The 15,968-nt window shown below is 47.0% G+C and carries 18 protein-coding genes; 12 read left to right on the forward strand and 6 right to left on the reverse strand.

Annotated features, from left to right (window positions below):
• The coding region (locus tag AKL11_RS24480; protein WP_172807247.1) for a transposase at window positions 1–218 on the forward strand (218 nt) is incomplete at its 5' end.
• Between the two features lie 73 nt (window positions 219–291).
• Entirely contained in the window at window positions 292–1,359 is a 1,068-nt protein-coding gene (locus tag AKL11_RS06350; protein ID WP_067515762.1) for an IS4 family transposase, read from the forward strand.
• Between the two features lie 155 nt (window positions 1,360–1,514).
• On the opposite strand, the gene AKL11_RS06355 is transcribed toward AKL11_RS06350, so the two are convergent.
• Window positions 1,515–2,366, reverse strand: a complete 852-nt coding sequence (locus AKL11_RS06355) for a hypothetical protein (protein WP_067515763.1) — start codon at window positions 2,364–2,366, stop codon at window positions 1,515–1,517.
• A 477-nt stretch (window positions 2,367–2,843) separates the two neighbouring features.
• On the opposite strand from AKL11_RS06355, the gene AKL11_RS06360 reads away from it, so the two are divergent.
• The 4 genes from AKL11_RS06360 to AKL11_RS06375 are packed head-to-tail and all read left to right on the forward strand — an operon-like array spanning window position 2,844 to window position 4,958.
• A complete protein-coding gene (locus tag AKL11_RS06360; RefSeq protein WP_095210221.1) occupies window positions 2,844–3,416 on the forward strand; it encodes an adenylyltransferase/cytidyltransferase family protein in 573 nt (190 codons plus the stop codon).
• Window positions 3,413–4,021 carry an NUDIX domain-containing protein gene (locus tag AKL11_RS06365; RefSeq protein ID WP_067515764.1) on the forward strand — a complete coding sequence of 203 codons (609 nt, stop codon included), beginning with the start codon at window positions 3,413–3,415 and terminating at the stop codon, window positions 4,019–4,021. Before AKL11_RS06360 ends, AKL11_RS06365 begins: the two co-directional genes overlap by 4 nt.
• Window positions 4,018–4,578, forward strand: coding sequence for a hypothetical protein (locus AKL11_RS06370; protein WP_067515765.1), 561 nt, complete (start codon window positions 4,018–4,020; stop codon window positions 4,576–4,578). Before AKL11_RS06365 ends, AKL11_RS06370 begins: the two co-directional genes overlap by 4 nt.
• 38 nt (window positions 4,579–4,616) lie before the next feature.
• Complete coding sequence (locus AKL11_RS06375; protein ID WP_067515766.1) at window positions 4,617–4,958, forward strand: hypothetical protein; 342 nt, start codon at window positions 4,617–4,619, stop codon at window positions 4,956–4,958.
• A gap of 34 nt (window positions 4,959–4,992) precedes the next feature.
• Here the strand turns inward: AKL11_RS06375 and def are convergent, their stop codons facing one another.
• Window positions 4,993–5,601 (reverse strand): peptide deformylase, encoded by a 609-nt coding sequence (def, locus tag AKL11_RS06380; protein ID WP_067515767.1) that lies wholly within the window; start codon window positions 5,599–5,601, stop codon window positions 4,993–4,995.
• Window positions 5,602–5,738: 137 nt separating this feature from the next.
• Here def and purU point away from each other — a divergent pair, with 137 nt between their 5' ends.
• On the forward strand, window positions 5,739–6,593 hold the full coding sequence (gene purU, locus AKL11_RS06385) for a formyltetrahydrofolate deformylase (protein ID WP_067515768.1): 855 nt from the start codon (window positions 5,739–5,741) through the stop codon (window positions 6,591–6,593).
• Window positions 6,594–6,635: 42 nt separating this feature from the next.
• Complete coding sequence (locus tag AKL11_RS06390; RefSeq protein WP_157674021.1) at window positions 6,636–6,935, forward strand: hypothetical protein; 300 nt, start codon at window positions 6,636–6,638, stop codon at window positions 6,933–6,935.
• On the opposite strand, the gene znuA is transcribed toward AKL11_RS06390, so the two are convergent.
• From znuA to AKL11_RS25045, 3 genes are all read right to left on the reverse strand, one after another.
• Window positions 6,924–7,877: a zinc ABC transporter substrate-binding protein ZnuA gene (gene znuA / locus AKL11_RS06395; RefSeq protein ID WP_157673438.1), complete on the reverse strand. Its 954-nt coding sequence runs from the start codon at window positions 7,875–7,877 to the stop codon at window positions 6,924–6,926. The genes AKL11_RS06390 and znuA overlap by 12 nt on opposite strands.
• A gap of 62 nt (window positions 7,878–7,939) precedes the next feature.
• Entirely contained in the window at window positions 7,940–8,857 is a 918-nt protein-coding gene (locus AKL11_RS06400; RefSeq protein WP_067515770.1) for a hypothetical protein, read from the reverse strand.
• A 126-nt stretch (window positions 8,858–8,983) separates the two neighbouring features.
• Window positions 8,984–9,157, reverse strand: a complete 174-nt coding sequence (locus tag AKL11_RS25045; RefSeq protein WP_157673439.1) for a hypothetical protein — start codon at window positions 9,155–9,157, stop codon at window positions 8,984–8,986.
• A 221-nt stretch (window positions 9,158–9,378) separates the two neighbouring features.
• On the opposite strand from AKL11_RS25045, the gene uvrD reads away from it, so the two are divergent.
• Together uvrD and AKL11_RS06410 are read left to right on the forward strand one after the other, a co-directional pair.
• Complete coding sequence (gene uvrD, locus AKL11_RS06405) at window positions 9,379–11,544, forward strand: DNA helicase II (RefSeq protein ID WP_067515771.1); 2,166 nt, start codon at window positions 9,379–9,381, stop codon at window positions 11,542–11,544.
• 128 nt (window positions 11,545–11,672) lie between these two features.
• Window positions 11,673–12,797: a TRAP transporter substrate-binding protein gene (locus tag AKL11_RS06410; RefSeq protein ID WP_067515772.1), complete on the forward strand. Its 1,125-nt coding sequence runs from the start codon at window positions 11,673–11,675 to the stop codon at window positions 12,795–12,797.
• 34 nt (window positions 12,798–12,831) lie between these two features.
• On the opposite strand, the gene murI is transcribed toward AKL11_RS06410, so the two are convergent.
• Window positions 12,832–13,644: a glutamate racemase gene (gene murI, locus AKL11_RS06415; RefSeq protein ID WP_245673261.1), complete on the reverse strand. Its 813-nt coding sequence runs from the start codon at window positions 13,642–13,644 to the stop codon at window positions 12,832–12,834.
• Between the two features lie 239 nt (window positions 13,645–13,883).
• Here murI and cdd point away from each other — a divergent pair, with 239 nt between their 5' ends.
• Both cdd and AKL11_RS06430 read left to right on the forward strand, forming a co-directional pair.
• Window positions 13,884–14,792, forward strand: a complete 909-nt coding sequence (gene cdd, locus AKL11_RS06425) for a cytidine deaminase (protein WP_095210224.1) — start codon at window positions 13,884–13,886, stop codon at window positions 14,790–14,792.
• Between the two features lie 96 nt (window positions 14,793–14,888).
• A complete protein-coding gene (locus tag AKL11_RS06430; RefSeq protein ID WP_495524913.1) occupies window positions 14,889–15,836 on the forward strand; it encodes an RHS repeat domain-containing protein in 948 nt (315 codons plus the stop codon).
• Window positions 15,837–15,968 lie beyond the last annotated feature (132 nt).

Here is a 15,968-nt window from a genome sequence, read left to right on the forward strand (position 1 = left end):
TTGCCAAAACAGTTCGACGACACAGACCACTTATCCTGAATTGGTTCAGAGCTAAAAAGGCGTATTCAAGCGGTATAGTTGAGGGTCTGAACACCAAGATAAAACTCACTACGAGAAAATCTTACGGTTTCAGAACCTACAGATGCGCAGAAATTGCGTTATACCATGCACCTATGTACGGGACAAAAACACCGCAAGCCAGATATAGCAATGCATAATAAGGTATGAGCTGGCTTCCATACTGGGTAATCTATGCGGTCTCTTACCTCCGGCCAGATTACCTTTTAGTGTATGGAAGACATCAGCTCACTAGCAAAGGAGCTTAAAGCTCATCTCCCTTGGCATCAAGCCCGGATACTGTTTCTTGCCCAATTCATTCTCGGCTTGATGAGGGGGCGCTCATGTAACTTGTATCGAGTGGCTGAAGAGTTTCAGAGTAAGGCTCAGGAAGAGTCCAGCTATTGTCGTATAAAGCGCTTCTTTGAGAAATATACATACTGCTATGAGCAGTTGGGAAAGCTCATACTTCATTGGTTAAACCTTACCAGCTACACACTTTGCATGGATAGAACCAACTGGCAATTTGGTAGCCAGCACATTAACTATCTGGTGGTTTCTATTGCCTGGCAAGGTGCGTCTATTCCCATTGTCTGGACTTGTCTCGATAAGAGTGGTGGCAACTCAAATGCAGATGAACGCATTGCCATCATGAAAAGAGTTCTGAAACTGATACCTGCAAAAAAGATAGATGGGTTGCTTGCAGACCGTGAATTCATTGGTCACGAATGGTTCGACTGGCTGGATAAACAGGGTATTGTCTGTCGGCTCCGTATCAAAGATAACACTTCCGTTATGGGGAGTGGAGGCAAGCCTATCAAGGCCGTGCAGCTATTTAGGAACATAAAGCTGTATCAGGTCGTGACCTGGCACAGCAAACGCAAGGTCTCAGGCGTTAGTCTGTATATTGGTGCAAGACGTTCAGTGGATGGGCTTCTCATTGTTGTCGCCACCAAAAAGCCAGAAACCATGGTAGAAGATTACTACAAACGCTGGTCGATAGAGACGCTGTTTGGATGCCTCAAAAGCCGTGGGTTTGACCTTGAATCTACTCATATGACCAACCTTGATCGTATGGATAAGTTGATGGGTATCCTTGCTCTGGCATTTACATGGTGCTTGCTTGTTGGCCACTGGAGTTATGGAGATGCAAAACAGCTTCCTCTAAATAAACATGGGCGACCTGCCAAAGCCCTTTTCAGACTGGGACTGGATATACTTCGCAGGGTTCTGAAAAATAGCTGTGCAAAAAGCGACCAAGTCAACTTTCAAATGCTCTTACATGTTTTGTCCCGTACATAGACCATGCACTTGGCAAGCTACCTGAACCAGAAATTGCCCACAGATTTTACTGACGAGGCAAAAATAAAAATATCACTAGAGATGTAATTCTACTGGGTATTAAGTCCAATTATAATAACAACAACGTTAGAATAGATAACAATCAACAACCAAAATCAAGATTTATATAAATCTCTAAAAAAGCATTCATCCTGTATGCCCGGAAAAAGAAATCGATCATATTTTCTCAGATAAGCGGCCACTTGTTGAAATACTGGAACACCGTATTTCTCAATCTTAATGTGATATGGATCTCCATTTTTAATAAGCCATGGAGTGCCATCACTAAGAGCACTCCAACCGGGAAATGGAACCCATTCACCATATGATTCAGAACCAGTACTGGTTCCTGTTGATTTATACATTAAAAAACAGTCATTGGTGTTTAAAGAAATTTCTGCAATGTAGTAATTTAAATAATGAACTCCTCTCCCAGTCAATTCATAACCTATGGCATTTATCCCTTTAGCAACCATTTTTTCTACGTATGGGAACCCTTCATCACGATGATTCAATTGAAAATAATATTCACTAAAATTCTGTTTTAAACCATCTAATACTTTAACTTTGGCCAATGACAGTATATTTGATAATGCACTAGGGGAAATTTCACTCACTACTTTTCTGCATCTGTTTGTCTCAAAAATATCTTTATCTTTAGAATCGTTATTTTTTTGTAATACTTGGCACTCGTTCTTACTATTTTTTCTATTTACTTTATTCTCTGACTTTAAAAAATGTATTTTTCGATCGTACAATTTATTTATCTTTTGGTAAGAATAGGTGTCACGTTTACCTGAATCCTCTAAATATTTCTTTGCCTCAATTATTTTAACAAAATACTGATTCCTCCAGCCTTTAACAAATGCCTTGCCTGAAAGATAAAGCCTTTTTAAGAGATAATCTTTATTATGCGTATTCCAAGCATGAGAAAAGCTTTCTATGGCATTTAACGACTCAGGCAGCATAAGGCCTCCTCATATCAACTTTTATTCAAGCCAGTACACTATTCAACTTATTCGGCTCACCTAAGCTACCTGAGAATTACCCCGAACAAACAAAAGCACAAGCTAGAAACGATGGTTTTTTACTCACAGAATGATCAAAAAGAAATAAAAAAGACCCGGTACCAAAGGGGGAAGTAAAGAGGTAGTACCGAGCCTCAGAAAGGGTTCAACGACCATGCTTGGTCAAATTGGGCGGTGCCTATTACTTGAATTTTCTGTAATGAGTAGTAGGTAAATGACACACCGATTATAGCGCCCACTCATAACCACAAAAGCAACATACAGCCATCTGCAGAAATCATCAGCACATCAAGAAGCCATTGATGAGTAAAAACACGATATAATGCGCACAAATACCTTTAATCAGGCTATTAGTTCAGCTACAGATAGCCATAGAGCAAGGTCCTGGATGATCATTTTTTGTTTGGAGGAATTCCCATGAATCGTCTGAAGCTGGGGGTATTTGGTTCAGCTTTTGACCCGCCCACACTTGGGCACGGGGACGTTATCGCGCAGGCGGCCCAATTCCATGACCATATTCTTCTGGTGCCAAGCGCCAGTCATGCCTTCGACAAAAAATCCTTACCTTTTGACACTCGGCTCTCCATGCTGAATGCATTTATTGTCGATATTTCTATTGACTGCTCGCTCACCGTCAGTGCAATTGAAGCAGACATGCTGGCAGCTCATCCTGACAAGCCAGTGTACACCTATGACCTCTTATCAACGTTAGAAACGCATTATCAGGGGACGGCCGATATCTCATTTATCAGGGGGCCTGATAATGCTGATACGCAAACCTGGAGCCGCTTCTTCAAGCACCGTGAAATAGAAAAACAATGGCGTATTTTTACAGCCTCTGAGCGCTTGAATGTTCGCAGCAGCCAGGTACGAAAGCTATTAAAGAGCAACACCGGGAGTCAGACAGACCAACACGCAATGAGTATGCTGACGCCTTCGGTCAAGTCTTTCATTATTGACCATCATTTATATCAATCAGGTAACCCATGAAGCTATCAGGACTTGGGATTGATGATGTACAGATTTCAAGAAAAGAAGGCACCTACGCCGGCTTTTTGCAACTGTTTAAGTACACCATTACCCACAGGCTATTCAACGGGGGGCACAGTAAACCGCTTCTGCGAGAAGCCGTTGTACGCCCTCCCTCCGTTGGCGTTTTACTGTTTGATCCCGCCAAAGATACGGTTGTCCTGGTCGAGCAGTTCCGCATGGGGCCTCTCTTAAGTGATGAAGATCCCTGGCTGCTGGAAGTGGTTGCTGGCATCAGTGAACCGGGTGAATCTCTCGAAGAAGTGGCAATCAGAGAAGTCAAAGAAGAAACGGGCTATGACATTGCCTCTCTAACCCCGGTTTCTGACTTTTACCTCAGCCCGGGCGCCAGTAATGAAAAGCTGAAATTATTCTGCGGCTTTATTGATTCCAGCAATGCCGGAGGTGTTTTTGGTGTGCCGGAAGAAGGGGAAGACATCAAAGTCCATGTTCTTCCTTTTGCAAAAGCTTATGATATGTTGGAAAACGGTCTTATCGCCAATGCGCCCGCAATGATTGCGTTGCAATGGCTTAAAATTAACCATAAGCAGCTTGTGCTCCCATGACTAGAAGATTTATTTCAACGCAGTTTCTACAACCACTGACTTCCCTATGTTTGATTGCCTTTTTGTCGGTCTTTATTACGGGCTGTCAAACCAGCTCTACTGCACTTTCCGGGTTATATAAAGAGGGGCTCCCGGGCACAGCGCAGTGGTCAGTGCTGCCCTTTGTTTCTCATACAAACGTACCTGAAGGCGCTAATATCCAACTGGAGCGCATGCTGGTTGTACAACTTCCTTCCTATGGCATCAAGAACCCGGAAATCTATACACCACCAGAGTCAGACACTTTGGCGCCTCTGGATTACGCGTCCGCTTCCCAATGGAACCGTGAAAACAACATCAGCTTCTCTATCAATGGTGAAATTCTGGAGTGGGAAACAGACCCGGAAGGTCATTTCTCCATAATGATGAATTTGAGAGTAGTGGATGTTGCCACCGGTATCACAGTCTGGGATATGAATGGGTTTGGAAAAGGCCGTAAGGGTGAAGATTACTATGATGTCAGCCGAAAGCTATTGGTAGACCTGGTTAAGGGCATTCCTGTCGAGAAACAGAGATAGCCCCCAAAACCTTCCACTTAAATTAAAGAGCAATGGATATGATCTACGTACTCAGGGATGAGAACAATGAAATCTCCGCTATCTCGGAAAAGCCTCTCTCAGAGCAATGGCACTCCATCGACACGGAAGACGAAGGGCTTAAGCAGTTTTTAAAACGTAACCCGGACGCTGGCAACCAGTTGATGGAAACCTCTGATATTGAATTCATACGGGTGCTGGAAGACGTGATTGACCTGTTGATTGATAAAGAGGTTATTCAGTTCACCGAGTTCCCGGATGCCGTACAGAGAAAGCTATTGAATCGTCGCCGCTACCGGGAAAGTCTTCGTAGCCAGTCCGATGCAACTCAGCTTCTGGAAAACGGCGATACGATTTTCTGAGCACGATTTCCTGACCAACCTGTATTATGGTGCCTTACCGTTCTGTTGAAAGCCCACCTGGCGACGCCTTTCGGGCATTTTCAGTGGGCCAGCCTTCTGGCCAGATATCCTGATGCTGAAAGGCGTCATTGGACAACAGCAGCTTTGGACTGTCGACCTGATCAGTAAACAACCTGCCATTCAGATGGTCCAACTCATGAAGCATTACCCGGGCGGCAAAACCTGAAAGATCTGCTTCAATCACCTCTCCCTGCTCATTAAAGCCTCTTATTTTTACTGCTGAGGGTCGCTCAACCCAACCGCGCATTCCGGGTACCGATAGGCAGCCTTCCCATGTCCAACAAGTGTCTTTACTGGTTTCAAGGATGGTTGGATTAATCCAAAAGGACAGTGGGATATCCACCGCGGTGGGATAGCGAGACCGAGTCTCTTCTGAAATACCAAGGCACAGCACTCTGGCTCCCCAGCCAATCTGCGGCGCAGCAATACCAATACCATTGGCTTCCAGCTGACGCTTTCTAAGAATCTTCAGGTTATGTTGAAAATCATCCGTTGGAATATCATCAACACAGACTTGCTTATGTTGTTGAAACAAAAAGGGGTCACCCATGATGACAATGTCCGGGCTTTCAGACAGCCGCATTGCAGAACGCTCCTGATGCTTTACAGTATATTTATGATATTCGAGACACATCCGTTAACGAACAAATACTTATAATCTACATGAACAGATTGCACCAACTACTTATAATGATGCATTAACTTACGTCAGTTAGTACCATGACCAGAACCTATCGTTTATTGATTTCCTGCCCGGATGCCAAGGGTATTGTAGCAACTGTCAGCGACTTTATTGCCAGAAATGACGGCTGGATTGTCGAAGCCAATCACCATTCTGATCCGATGACGGGTCGCTTTTATATGCGCAATGAGATTCGTGCTGAAAGCCTGCCGTTCTCTCTGGAAGAATTTCAAACTCAGTTTGCACCAGTAGCGCATAAATTACAGTTGGACTGGCGCATTACCGATTCCGGCATCCCGCAGCGGGTTGCACTGCTGGCCAGTAAAGAAGCACATTGCCTATCCGACTTACTGTATCGCTGGCGCAGTGGCGATCTGAACATGGAAATCCCCTGTGTGATATCCAACCACGAAGACTTGCGCAGCTATGTTGAATGGCATGGAATTCCCTATCACTATGTGCCTGTGGATAAAAATAATAAGGCCGCCGCCTTTCAAAAAACCACCGAACTGTTGGAAGAATACAAAATCGACACCGTTGTTCTTGCGCGGTATATGCAAATTCTTCCCCCTGAGGTATGCCAAGAGTTTGCTAACCGGGTCATCAATATTCATCACAGCTTCCTGCCATCCTTTGTGGGCGCAAAACCTTACCACCAAGCTTATGAGCGTGGTGTAAAACTGGTTGGGGCAACCTGCCACTATGTTACCGAGGTACTTGATGCCGGGCCAATTATTGAGCAGGATGTAATCAGGGTCGCGCATCATCATCTGCCAGAAGACATGGTTCGCCTCGGAAAAGATGTGGAAAAGAACGTGTTAGCCCGGGGTTTGCGCTATCACACCGAAGATCGAGTCATCGTTGATGGCAGTAAAACCATCATTCTCGAGTAAACAATAATCTGTGGATAACCTGTGAAAGCCTGTTAATAAACTATGAAAAAATTGTCTCAGGGAAGAGTCATCAAACTGGAAAACTGCCCATGTTGCCGAGGCAAGCCCATGTTTGCAGACTTAATGGTTAGCGAGGAGCGTATGTGGCAGGTCAGTTGTACGGAGTGTGGATTATCCAGCGAATTGGATCCGGATAAACACTATACGGCCATGCGCTGGAATCAACGCCTGGAAAAAGCCAATCTGCGAATGTGGATTACGCTGCTGGGCGCATTGCTTCCAGCAGCCGTGGTGATCTTCTTTTTGCTTGGCAGCTTAATGGGAATCAATTTAGCCAGCTGAGCTTCCTAGAAGCGATTCTGGAAGCGGTTCCTGCAGGCAGTCTGTAATCGTATCAACCATTGAGTTAATGAACCGGGCGTAACTGTCAGAGCCTGGCTCAATATCTTCTGCCAGTGGATCCAGCACACCCACTTCGATATCCAGACCTTCACTCAATCTGTCGATATAAGCGGGCTGAAATTGTGGCTCTCTGAATATGCAGGCGGAGCCGGCTTTCTGAAGTTTTTCCTGTAACTGCACCAAGTGGTTCGCCCCAGGCTGGTAATCAGGATTTGTGGTAAAAAAACCCGCCACCTGAAAACCATACTGCTCCTCTAAATAACCATACGCATTATGGAAGACAAAGAATGGCCTTGTTCCCGCTGTTTTCACTTTCACCAGATTGTCTTCATCAGCCTGGTTCAACCGCTGACCAAATACTTCCAGATTTTTTTCATATTGTTTTTTATTAGCGGGGTCTACGGAAACCAATGTCTTCACCATAGCCTTGGCCATCACTCGGGCATTGTCCGTGCTCAGCCAAATGTGTGGATCGTACTCATCGTGATCGTGAGCATGGCCATGATCGTCATGAATATGATTGTCATCCTCCTCCATGCTGCGCAGATTAATCCCGTGCGCTTCCATCATCGCCACAGACTTTGTATCTTTTAGCCCGCCCAGAATCTTGGGCAGAAACGCCTCCATGGAAGGACCAACCCAAAAGATAACATCGGCACTCTTTAACTTGCGGGCATCGGATGGTTTCAAGCTGTGACTGTGTGGCGAGCTGCCCGGCTTTAATAACACATCAACCTCAGTCACCCCTTCCGTTAGCTCTTGAGCAATCAGCTGTAAGGGTTTGATGCTAGTGAGAATTTCAGGGGGTTCAGCTCCCGCAGCAGCGCTGGCAACCAGCAGCAACACAGCCTGTAATGTTCGTTTTATGGGAGAGAACTGCATAGATGACATCACCAACAATAAAATTAAGCGTTATAATATAACACTTTATTCTAACCAGTGACTTATTTATTTGTTGAGTATCTTTCAAATCCTCTCATCAAATGCGATAAGGGTCGCCCATCTTTGATCTCTTCCAGAGTCCACTGAGCATAGGCAATATCGTGAACCCACTGTTTCCTACTTGGCATTTCAGGGGTTTCTATACGAGAGATATCTTGATCCGCTATCGGGTAAACCATTGAGCCGCTGTCTGCAGCGAAAACCGGAATACCCGCCAGCAGAGCGTCTACACCACTGGTGGAGTTAAACGTGACCGCTGCCCAGCAATCTTTAAAATCATCCAGAATGTCTTTATTGGCTGAAAGCTTACAACCTGCCGGTAAGGGAAAAGGCAGCTGGCCATCAGCCATGGCGGGTATGGAGTAAGGGTGGTAGCGAAAAACAATGGGGCGATCGGAGTGCTCCCGGATCTTGGCAACGGTTTCATGGCACCAGCGGGCGTGGTCTTTAACAGGCGAGTGCTGAACAGACGTGTCATTCGGTATCTGTGCACAGAGCAGAATATGATCTCCCCGCTTACGCCATGGTTTCATACGCACGCCTTTTTCCTGCAATTGAGACCAGCGGTCACTTGGCATATTGCGATTCTGATAATCGCCCCAGCCAATGTGTTTATTAAAACCGACTGAGTAGTAATCACCTCTTTTGATGAACCCAACTTCCATGACAATCAGAGGCTTTCCCAGCTCTTCTTTATGGATTTCGGTTATGTGCTGCCGCAGTCGGGTATCTGGATGAGTCTGTGCCATGGCTCCGAAAATAATTGCGACATCACAGGTGTGATATCTGCCATCCGTCGCATACAACCAGGAGCGGGAGACCTTTTGTACTCCCTGAAGCATGGCACCAAAACACTGCCGGATTCTCGGATCAGGGTGCCTGCAGTCAAATATGCCAAAGGTTTGAGTGTTGAGATTCATCGATAAGCCATTTCAGATTTCATCATCTGTGTATCGACGAATTTTTGCCAAGACATTAAAAAAGCCAGACAAAATGTCTGGCTTTTTAGAATCAATTCAGTGACTGGAATATCATGATGAAGTTAGTCATTCTTCCCAGTAATCATGGCCGAAAATGGCACTGAGACGTTTGTCTTCCTCGCGCTCCTCCAGCGCTCTTCGAATCTGCAGGGTACGTTTGGAACCTTTGTTCTCCAGCTCCGGGCGAACAAGATGGTCATCGAGAATGAACTCTTTTTCTGGCTTCTTCCCTTTACCCATAACTGCATCCTCTTTTTATATTTCTTATTGCATGATGTCAGGTTACGGTTACAAACATATTAAATTCATGGCATTACGGCAACCCCTCATTTCTTACAGTCGTGTAAGAGATATCTTACAAAGCCGAATCTTTAAAGACCTTCCTCCCCAGTTTCGTTAAACTCTTATGAACACTCTTCCCCGTATAAAAGGGGCACAAATTTCTTATTGAAAAGTACCTTATGGACGTAACCTCAATACTCGATTCACTGAACGATGCACAACGTAATGCCGTAGCGGCACCGGTCAGTTCAATGCTGGTTCTGGCCGGTGCAGGCAGTGGTAAAACCCGTGTTCTGGTTCACCGGATTGCCTGGCTGGTTCAGGCAGAAGGTATGTCGCCTTATTCCATCATGGCGGTGACCTTTACCAACAAGGCGGCCGCGGAAATGCGATCCCGTATTGAAGAATTATTGGGCATTGCGCCACGAGGTATGTGGGTGGGCACATTCCACGGGCTTTCTCATCGCCTGTTACGCTCTCATTGGAAAGAAACCGGACTACCGGAAAACTTCCAGATTCTCGACAGCGATGACCAGCTCCGCGTCGTCAAACGCATCATGAAAGCGATGCAATTGGACGATCAGAAATGGCCGCCTCGTCAGGCGCAGTGGTACATCAACGGTAAAAAAGACGAAGGTTTGCGCCCGGACTACATTGACCCGGGCTACGATCCTTTTGAGCGTACGATGGTAGATGTCTATCGCCGTTATCATGAATATTGTGAAACTGCCGGGGTCGTGGATTTTGGCGAGTTATTACTCCGTGCTCACGAGTTACTACTGAAGCGACCTGATATTCTCCAACACTACCAAGAGCGTTTCCGCTACATGCTTGTGGATGAGTTTCAGGATACCAACGCCGTACAATACGCCTGGCTCCGACTGTTAGCTGGTAGTCAGGATAAACTGATGGTGGTGGGCGACGACGATCAGTCTATTTACGGCTGGCGTGGTGCCAGAATTGAAAATATACGTCAGTTTTCACAAGATTTCCCCAATGCTCAAACCATCAAACTTGAGCAGAATTACCGATCAACCGGGAATATCCTGCAGGCTGCCAATGCTGTCATCGCCAATAATCCGGATCGTCTCGGCAAAGAGTTAAGAACCGATGGCCACGAAGGTGAGCCACTTCACCTTTACGCGGGCTTCAACGAGATGGATGAAGCCCGTTTTATTTCCGACCGTATTAAAGATGCAGTTTCTCAAGGCGCTGCCCGCAGTGATATGGCCGTGCTTTATCGCTCCAATGCTCAATCCCGCGTGTTGGAAGAAGCGATGTTGCGAGCCGCAATTCCTTATCGCATCTATGGCGGACAGCGATTCTTCGAGCGAGCAGAAATCAAAAACGCGTTGGCTTATCTCCGCCTGAGCAGTTCTCCCCATGACGATACTTCTCTCGAACGGGTGATTAATATTCCAACCCGGGGTATTGGCGAAAAAACTGTCGAAAAACTAAGAGAAGTGGCGCGCAGCCAAAGCATTACGTTATGGCAGGCGTTGAAAAATCTGGTGGCATCGTCAGCCGTTGGTGGCAAAGCCGGTAAATCCATGGCGGCTTTTGTGGATTTAATTGAATCCATGAGCCACGCCGGAGAATCCCTTGATCTTGGTGAGCTGGCTGATCACGTTCTTTCCATGAGTGGTCTGATCGATTTTCACGGCAAAGAGAAAGGCGAAAAAGGTCAGGCTCGAGTAGAAAACCTTGAAGAATTAGTAAACGCTTGTCGTCAATTTGATATTGATGATCTGGATCTGGATGAAGATACCGAAGCCATGACACCGCTGGATGCATTCTTGGCTCATGCTGCGCTGGAAGCCGGTGCAAACCAAGCGGATCAATTCCAGGACAGTGTGCAAATGATGACCTTGCATTCCGCCAAAGGTCTTGAGTTTAAGATGGTCTTTTTAGCGGGCATGGAAGAAGGTTTATTCCCTCATAAGATGTCGTTGGATGAAGGCAACTTAGAAGAAGAGCGTCGTCTTTGTTATGTAGGCATTACCCGAGCCATGGAAACGTTGTATCTGACCTATGCGGAAAGTCGTCGCCTATACGGCAGCGAAACCATGAATCGGCCTTCACGATTCATTCGGGAAATCCCCGGAGAGCTGTTACAGGAAGTGCGCCTTGGCGGCACGATTTCACGTCCGGTTGCCACAAGAATGGCGCCCGCTTCACCGGATCATGGTTTATCACTCGGCCAGCGTGTTCACCACGATGTGTTTGGCGAAGGCATTGTGATGAACTACGAAGGGCAGGGCGGTCAGGCTCGCGTACAAGTGAATTTTGATTCCGAAGGCTCCAAATGGCTGATGATGGCTTACGCTAACCTCTCGCCAATTTAAGCAGAGAATCTGCAAGCCTTCACATTCTGAAGGCTTGTATGCCAATGTCTATCCACTTACCATGCTTGTGTCGTGTTCCAATTCACTCTTCTTAAATAAAACCAATAACAAAAGAACAGGGTATCCGTATGAAACGTCGTAATTTAATCACCTCTCTGGGGATTGCTGCAGCTACTGCAGCCCTCGTCGGTTGTGGGCAAGGGGAGCCTACTCAGCAAGCCGCCACAACAGAAGCCGCTCCAGCGCCAGAAGTTCAGGAAACCTTCGAATGGAAGCTGGTTACCTCCTGGCCAAAAAACTTCCCGGGGCTGGGTACAGCACCTGAGCGCTTTGCCGAATCCGTAAACGCCATGAGTAATGGCCGCCTTACCGTAAAAGTATACGGCGGTGGTGAACTGGTTCCACCTCTGGAAGTGTTTGATGCTGTTTCCAGCGGAACCGCTGATATGGGCCACAGTGGTGCCTATTACTGGAAAGGCAAAGATCCTGCCACTCAATTCTTTACTGCCGTTCCTTTCGGCCTGAATGCTCAGGAAATCAGCAGCTGGATTCACTACGGCGGCGGTCAGGAACTTTGGGAAGAAGTCTACAAACCCTTCAACATCAAACCAATGGCCGGTGGTAACAGCGGTGTTCAAATGGCAGGGTGGTTCAACAAAGAGATTAACTCTCTGGAAGACCTGCAAGGTCTGAAAATGCGTATCCCGGGCATGGGTGGTGAAGTGCTGAAGCGGCTTGGTGGCGTGCCCGTAAACATTCCGGGCGGTGAACTGTTTACCGCGCTGCAAACTGGAGCCATTGACGCCACTGAGTGGGTTGGTCCGTACAATGATCTGGCCTTCGGCTTCTACAAGGCGGCGGAATACTACTACTACCCGGGCTGGCATGAGCCAGGCAGCATGATGGAATTCACCATCAATCTGGATGCCTGGAACAAGTTACCTGCGGATCTTCAAGCGATTGTTACCAGTGCAGGCCGTGCGGCTAATCAGGACATGATTGACGAATACACTGCCCGCAACAACGCGGCGCTTCAGCAGTTGGTTAACGAGCACGGCGTGAAAGTTAAGCGCTTGCCTAATGAAGTACTGGCTGGCCTGAAAGTAGTGGCTGATGAAATCACTGAAGAAGTCGCCAGTAGCAGTGATGTTGCCAATCGGGTTTACGAGTCTTTCAATAACTTCCGTGAGCAATCCAAGGCTTATCACGAAATTTCTGAAGTGGCGTTCTACGAGGCGCGTGCTCTGGATTAGAGCTCTGAATTAATAGTCCTTTAATTGGCCACGGTTACGTGGCCAATTGCTTTGTGACCGTCTGAAGCGAAGTAATTTCCTCAAAACCCATCTGATGTAAACTGGGCAACAATGCCTTCACGTGATGGCTCTCACCGGTATAAACAAACTTATCAGCTACCGTTGCCGAACTATCTGGAACACTCAGCAAACTGGAGACCCGCCGCGCAATAGCTGCACCGGAATCAATCCATTCCACATCGGGCGCAATCTTTCTGAGCTGCTCACTAAGAATAGGGAAATGCGTACAGCCTAAAACAATCGTATCCGATGCATTTTCATGGGCTAAAAAAGGAGACAAAATCTCTTTTAGTGTCTGCTCATTCACCGTTTCACCACGGAGATACTGTTCTGCCATGATGACCAATTCACTGGAACCCACCCGAATCACCTGACAATCGCCAGCAAACTCATTGATTAACTGATCCGTATAACTCCGCACAATCGTGCCCGGCGTTGCCAGTAACCCAATGCACCGATTTTTTGATCGTTCACTGGCCGTTTTAATGGCTGGAACCACACCAACCACAGGGAAATCCAACTCTTCACGAACTCTCGGCAGTGAAATCGTACTCGCTGTATTACAAGCAATAACCGCCAAAGCAGGATCATACTCTTCAGCTAAACGGTTCAAGCAAGCACTGGTTCTTTCAATGACGTCAATTTCTGCCTTGGGACCATAAGGAAAGCCCTGAAAATCAGCGCAATACACCACGGGAAGCCCGGGCAAGCACTTTTTTATCTCCTGATGGATGCTGAGGCCGCCAACACCTGAATCAAAAATGACGATGGGTTTTGCTGTTGCCATAAGAGCTGCCATAAGAACGGTTCACTGGCTCCAAAATGAACAAAGTGAAAGGGCCAGATTCTACAATGGTGTGCATCAACCTGAGCACTGCTTTTTTGCTTTGACCATCAAAATGAGAAGAGGTTTCCCTGAGATGACCATACATCAGCCAGATCGAAGGTTCATTGAAAAATGATTGTTGGCTTTTCTAACACGCCCGTAGTAAATAATCCTTCCATGTACGAGATTGGAGTTATGCCATGAACCATCAGATGTTTCTGGATCAACTGGCAACCTTTCCAGCCAATACGACTGAACTACTGCGTCAGATAATGTCACAATCCGGACGCCTTGACCCGGAACAGGTTGATCAGCTCAAAGCGCTTATGAGCCTTGAGATCGACGATCTGATGAAAGCGCTACTCCCTCTGGCCGCCGCCATGAGCACCTGCCCGATTTCACACTTCTCTGTGGGCGCGATTGTTGAAGGCTATCGCGAAAATGCCCAAGGGCCGCTATACCTTGGCGCCAATCTGGAAGTGGCCGGACACCCATTAAAAAACACCATCCACGCCGAACAATCCGCCATTTGCAATGCCTGGCATCAGGGGGAAACCCGCTTGCGCCGCTTGATGGTGAACGAAGCACCTTGTGGCCACTGTCGCCAGTTTATGAATGAGCTGAATGATATCGATAATATGGATATTGTGATCAGCCAGCTGGGCAGTGAACAAAAACATCATTATAAAATGGCCAACCTGCTACCAAACGCCTTTGGTCCGGCCGACCTGAAGCAGGAAACCCGTTTACTGGACCTTTCTACCAACCAACTACAAAGCCCTGATGTTTCTGATGAACTGGTCAATGCGGCAACTCTGGCAGCACAAAACAGTTATGCTCCCTATTCAGGTTGTGCATCCGGTGTGGCGCTGCGGTTGGATTCCGGAGCCGTAATCACTGGCAGATATGCTGAAAATGCGGCTTTCAACCCGGGAATGATTGCGATCGAAAGTGCTTTGGTAAATCTGCGATTGGAACACCTTACTAACCCAAAAAGCAAAGTGGTAGATGCGGTTTTGGTGGAAATTGGTGATTCGATTTCTCATCAATCTATGACGGAAGCGATGGTTCAAAAACTGGGGATTGAGTTGCGTTACTTCACGGCGTGAAGAAAAATGTAAGCACTCTTGTGATTATGGATATTTTGCATGACATATTAACAAGGAACTGAGCTCCGTTGATCGGTAATCCATGAGGTTACCGGCATAGACTGCGGGAACGAGTACAGCGAATTCAACTCCTTCAACAAGCTGACGGAGCAAAACAGCGTCAGCCACGAGTACAATAAAAGCGGCCACCTGATCAAAAGTGACAGGAAAAACGACAATGGCACCATTGCCATTGACCCGACAAACCAGATTCCGCTCTGGGAATTTATCTACAACAGTGAGGAACGCCTCACAGAAGTCCTCAAAGACAATACGACGGTTGCACTTTATCAGTACAATCCTCTGAGACAGCGCACCAGCAAAACCTTACCGGCGGACAACACCACCATTCATTACCTGTACAGTCAGGAAGGCATGGTGGGCGAGTACGACGACGTTGGACAGTTAATTCAGGAATACAGCTGGAAACCCAACAGCGTATGGATGACGGACCCGCTGTTTACCCGCACGGCGGATGATCAGGTGCATTATTATCTGAATGATCATCTGGGGACGCCGCAGAAAGCGTTTCGTCGGAACGGGAAGGTGACCTGGAAGGCGCAGAGCAGTGCGTTTGGGGAGACTGAGGTTTGGGATGGGAGTGAGCTGCGGAATAATTTGAGGTTTCCGGGGCAGTATTTTGATGCTGAGACTGGGTTGCATTATAACTATTTTCGGGATTATGCGGCTGGGTTGGGGCGGTATGTTCAAAGTGATCCGACTGGGTTGGGCGGTGGAATGAATATGTTTGGATATTCCTACCAGTCTCCGATGAATTACATGGATGTTTATGGGTTGTGGTGTAATCCGACTTTGGCAGCAGCAATTGCGGGTGCTGCTGGAGGTGCTGTGACGGGTTTTTTAACTTGCGGTCCGGCATGTATGTTTATGGGGGCGGCATCAGAAGGCTTAACTGACGCTCTTGGAGAAAGAGCGTCAAGCGCAGGGGCTAGGAGCCTGTCGGACTTAGAACAACTTTTGAGTATAATACCCGCAAGATCGTAAAAGACAGCCAGCCAATGAACAAATGGACTTTCAGACCCATTGACCGAGACATCCCTGACTTTTTTCCTGCCACTGTTCAGGATTATCTGCCAGAGGTGCATCTTGCTCGCTTTGTTGTAGAGGTGGTTGAGC

Source organism: Endozoicomonas ascidiicola, from assembly GCF_001646945.1.
Classification (GTDB): domain Bacteria; phylum Pseudomonadota; class Gammaproteobacteria; order Pseudomonadales; family Endozoicomonadaceae; genus Endozoicomonas; species Endozoicomonas ascidiicola.

Coding starts and splice junctions, on each gene's coding strand:
- AKL11_RS06350 (WP_067515762.1), top strand. CDS start 292: ATGGAAGACATCAGCTCACTAGCAAAGGAGCTTAAAGCTCATCTCCCT.
- AKL11_RS06355 (WP_067515763.1), bottom strand. CDS start 2,366: ATGCTGCCTGAGTCGTTAAATGCCATAGAAAGCTTTTCTCATGCTTGG.
- AKL11_RS06360 (WP_095210221.1), top strand. CDS start 2,844: ATGAATCGTCTGAAGCTGGGGGTATTTGGTTCAGCTTTTGACCCGCCC.
- AKL11_RS06365 (WP_067515764.1), top strand. CDS start 3,413: ATGAAGCTATCAGGACTTGGGATTGATGATGTACAGATTTCAAGAAAA.
- AKL11_RS06370 (WP_067515765.1), top strand. CDS start 4,018: ATGACTAGAAGATTTATTTCAACGCAGTTTCTACAACCACTGACTTCC.
- AKL11_RS06375 (WP_067515766.1), top strand. CDS start 4,617: ATGATCTACGTACTCAGGGATGAGAACAATGAAATCTCCGCTATCTCG.
- def (WP_067515767.1), bottom strand. CDS start 5,601: ATGCGGCTGTCTGAAAGCCCGGACATTGTCATCATGGGTGACCCCTTT.
- purU (WP_067515768.1), top strand. CDS start 5,739: ATGACCAGAACCTATCGTTTATTGATTTCCTGCCCGGATGCCAAGGGT.
- AKL11_RS06390 (WP_157674021.1), top strand. CDS start 6,636: ATGAAAAAATTGTCTCAGGGAAGAGTCATCAAACTGGAAAACTGCCCA.
- znuA (WP_157673438.1), bottom strand. CDS start 7,877: ATGCAGTTCTCTCCCATAAAACGAACATTACAGGCTGTGTTGCTGCTG.
- AKL11_RS06400 (WP_067515770.1), bottom strand. CDS start 8,857: ATGAATCTCAACACTCAAACCTTTGGCATATTTGACTGCAGGCACCCT.
- AKL11_RS25045 (WP_157673439.1), bottom strand. CDS start 9,157: ATGGGTAAAGGGAAGAAGCCAGAAAAAGAGTTCATTCTCGATGACCAT.
- uvrD (WP_067515771.1), top strand. CDS start 9,379: ATGGACGTAACCTCAATACTCGATTCACTGAACGATGCACAACGTAAT.
- AKL11_RS06410 (WP_067515772.1), top strand. CDS start 11,673: ATGAAACGTCGTAATTTAATCACCTCTCTGGGGATTGCTGCAGCTACT.
- murI (WP_245673261.1), bottom strand. CDS start 13,644: ATGGCAACAGCAAAACCCATCGTCATTTTTGATTCAGGTGTTGGCGGC.
- cdd (WP_095210224.1), top strand. CDS start 13,884: ATGAACCATCAGATGTTTCTGGATCAACTGGCAACCTTTCCAGCCAAT.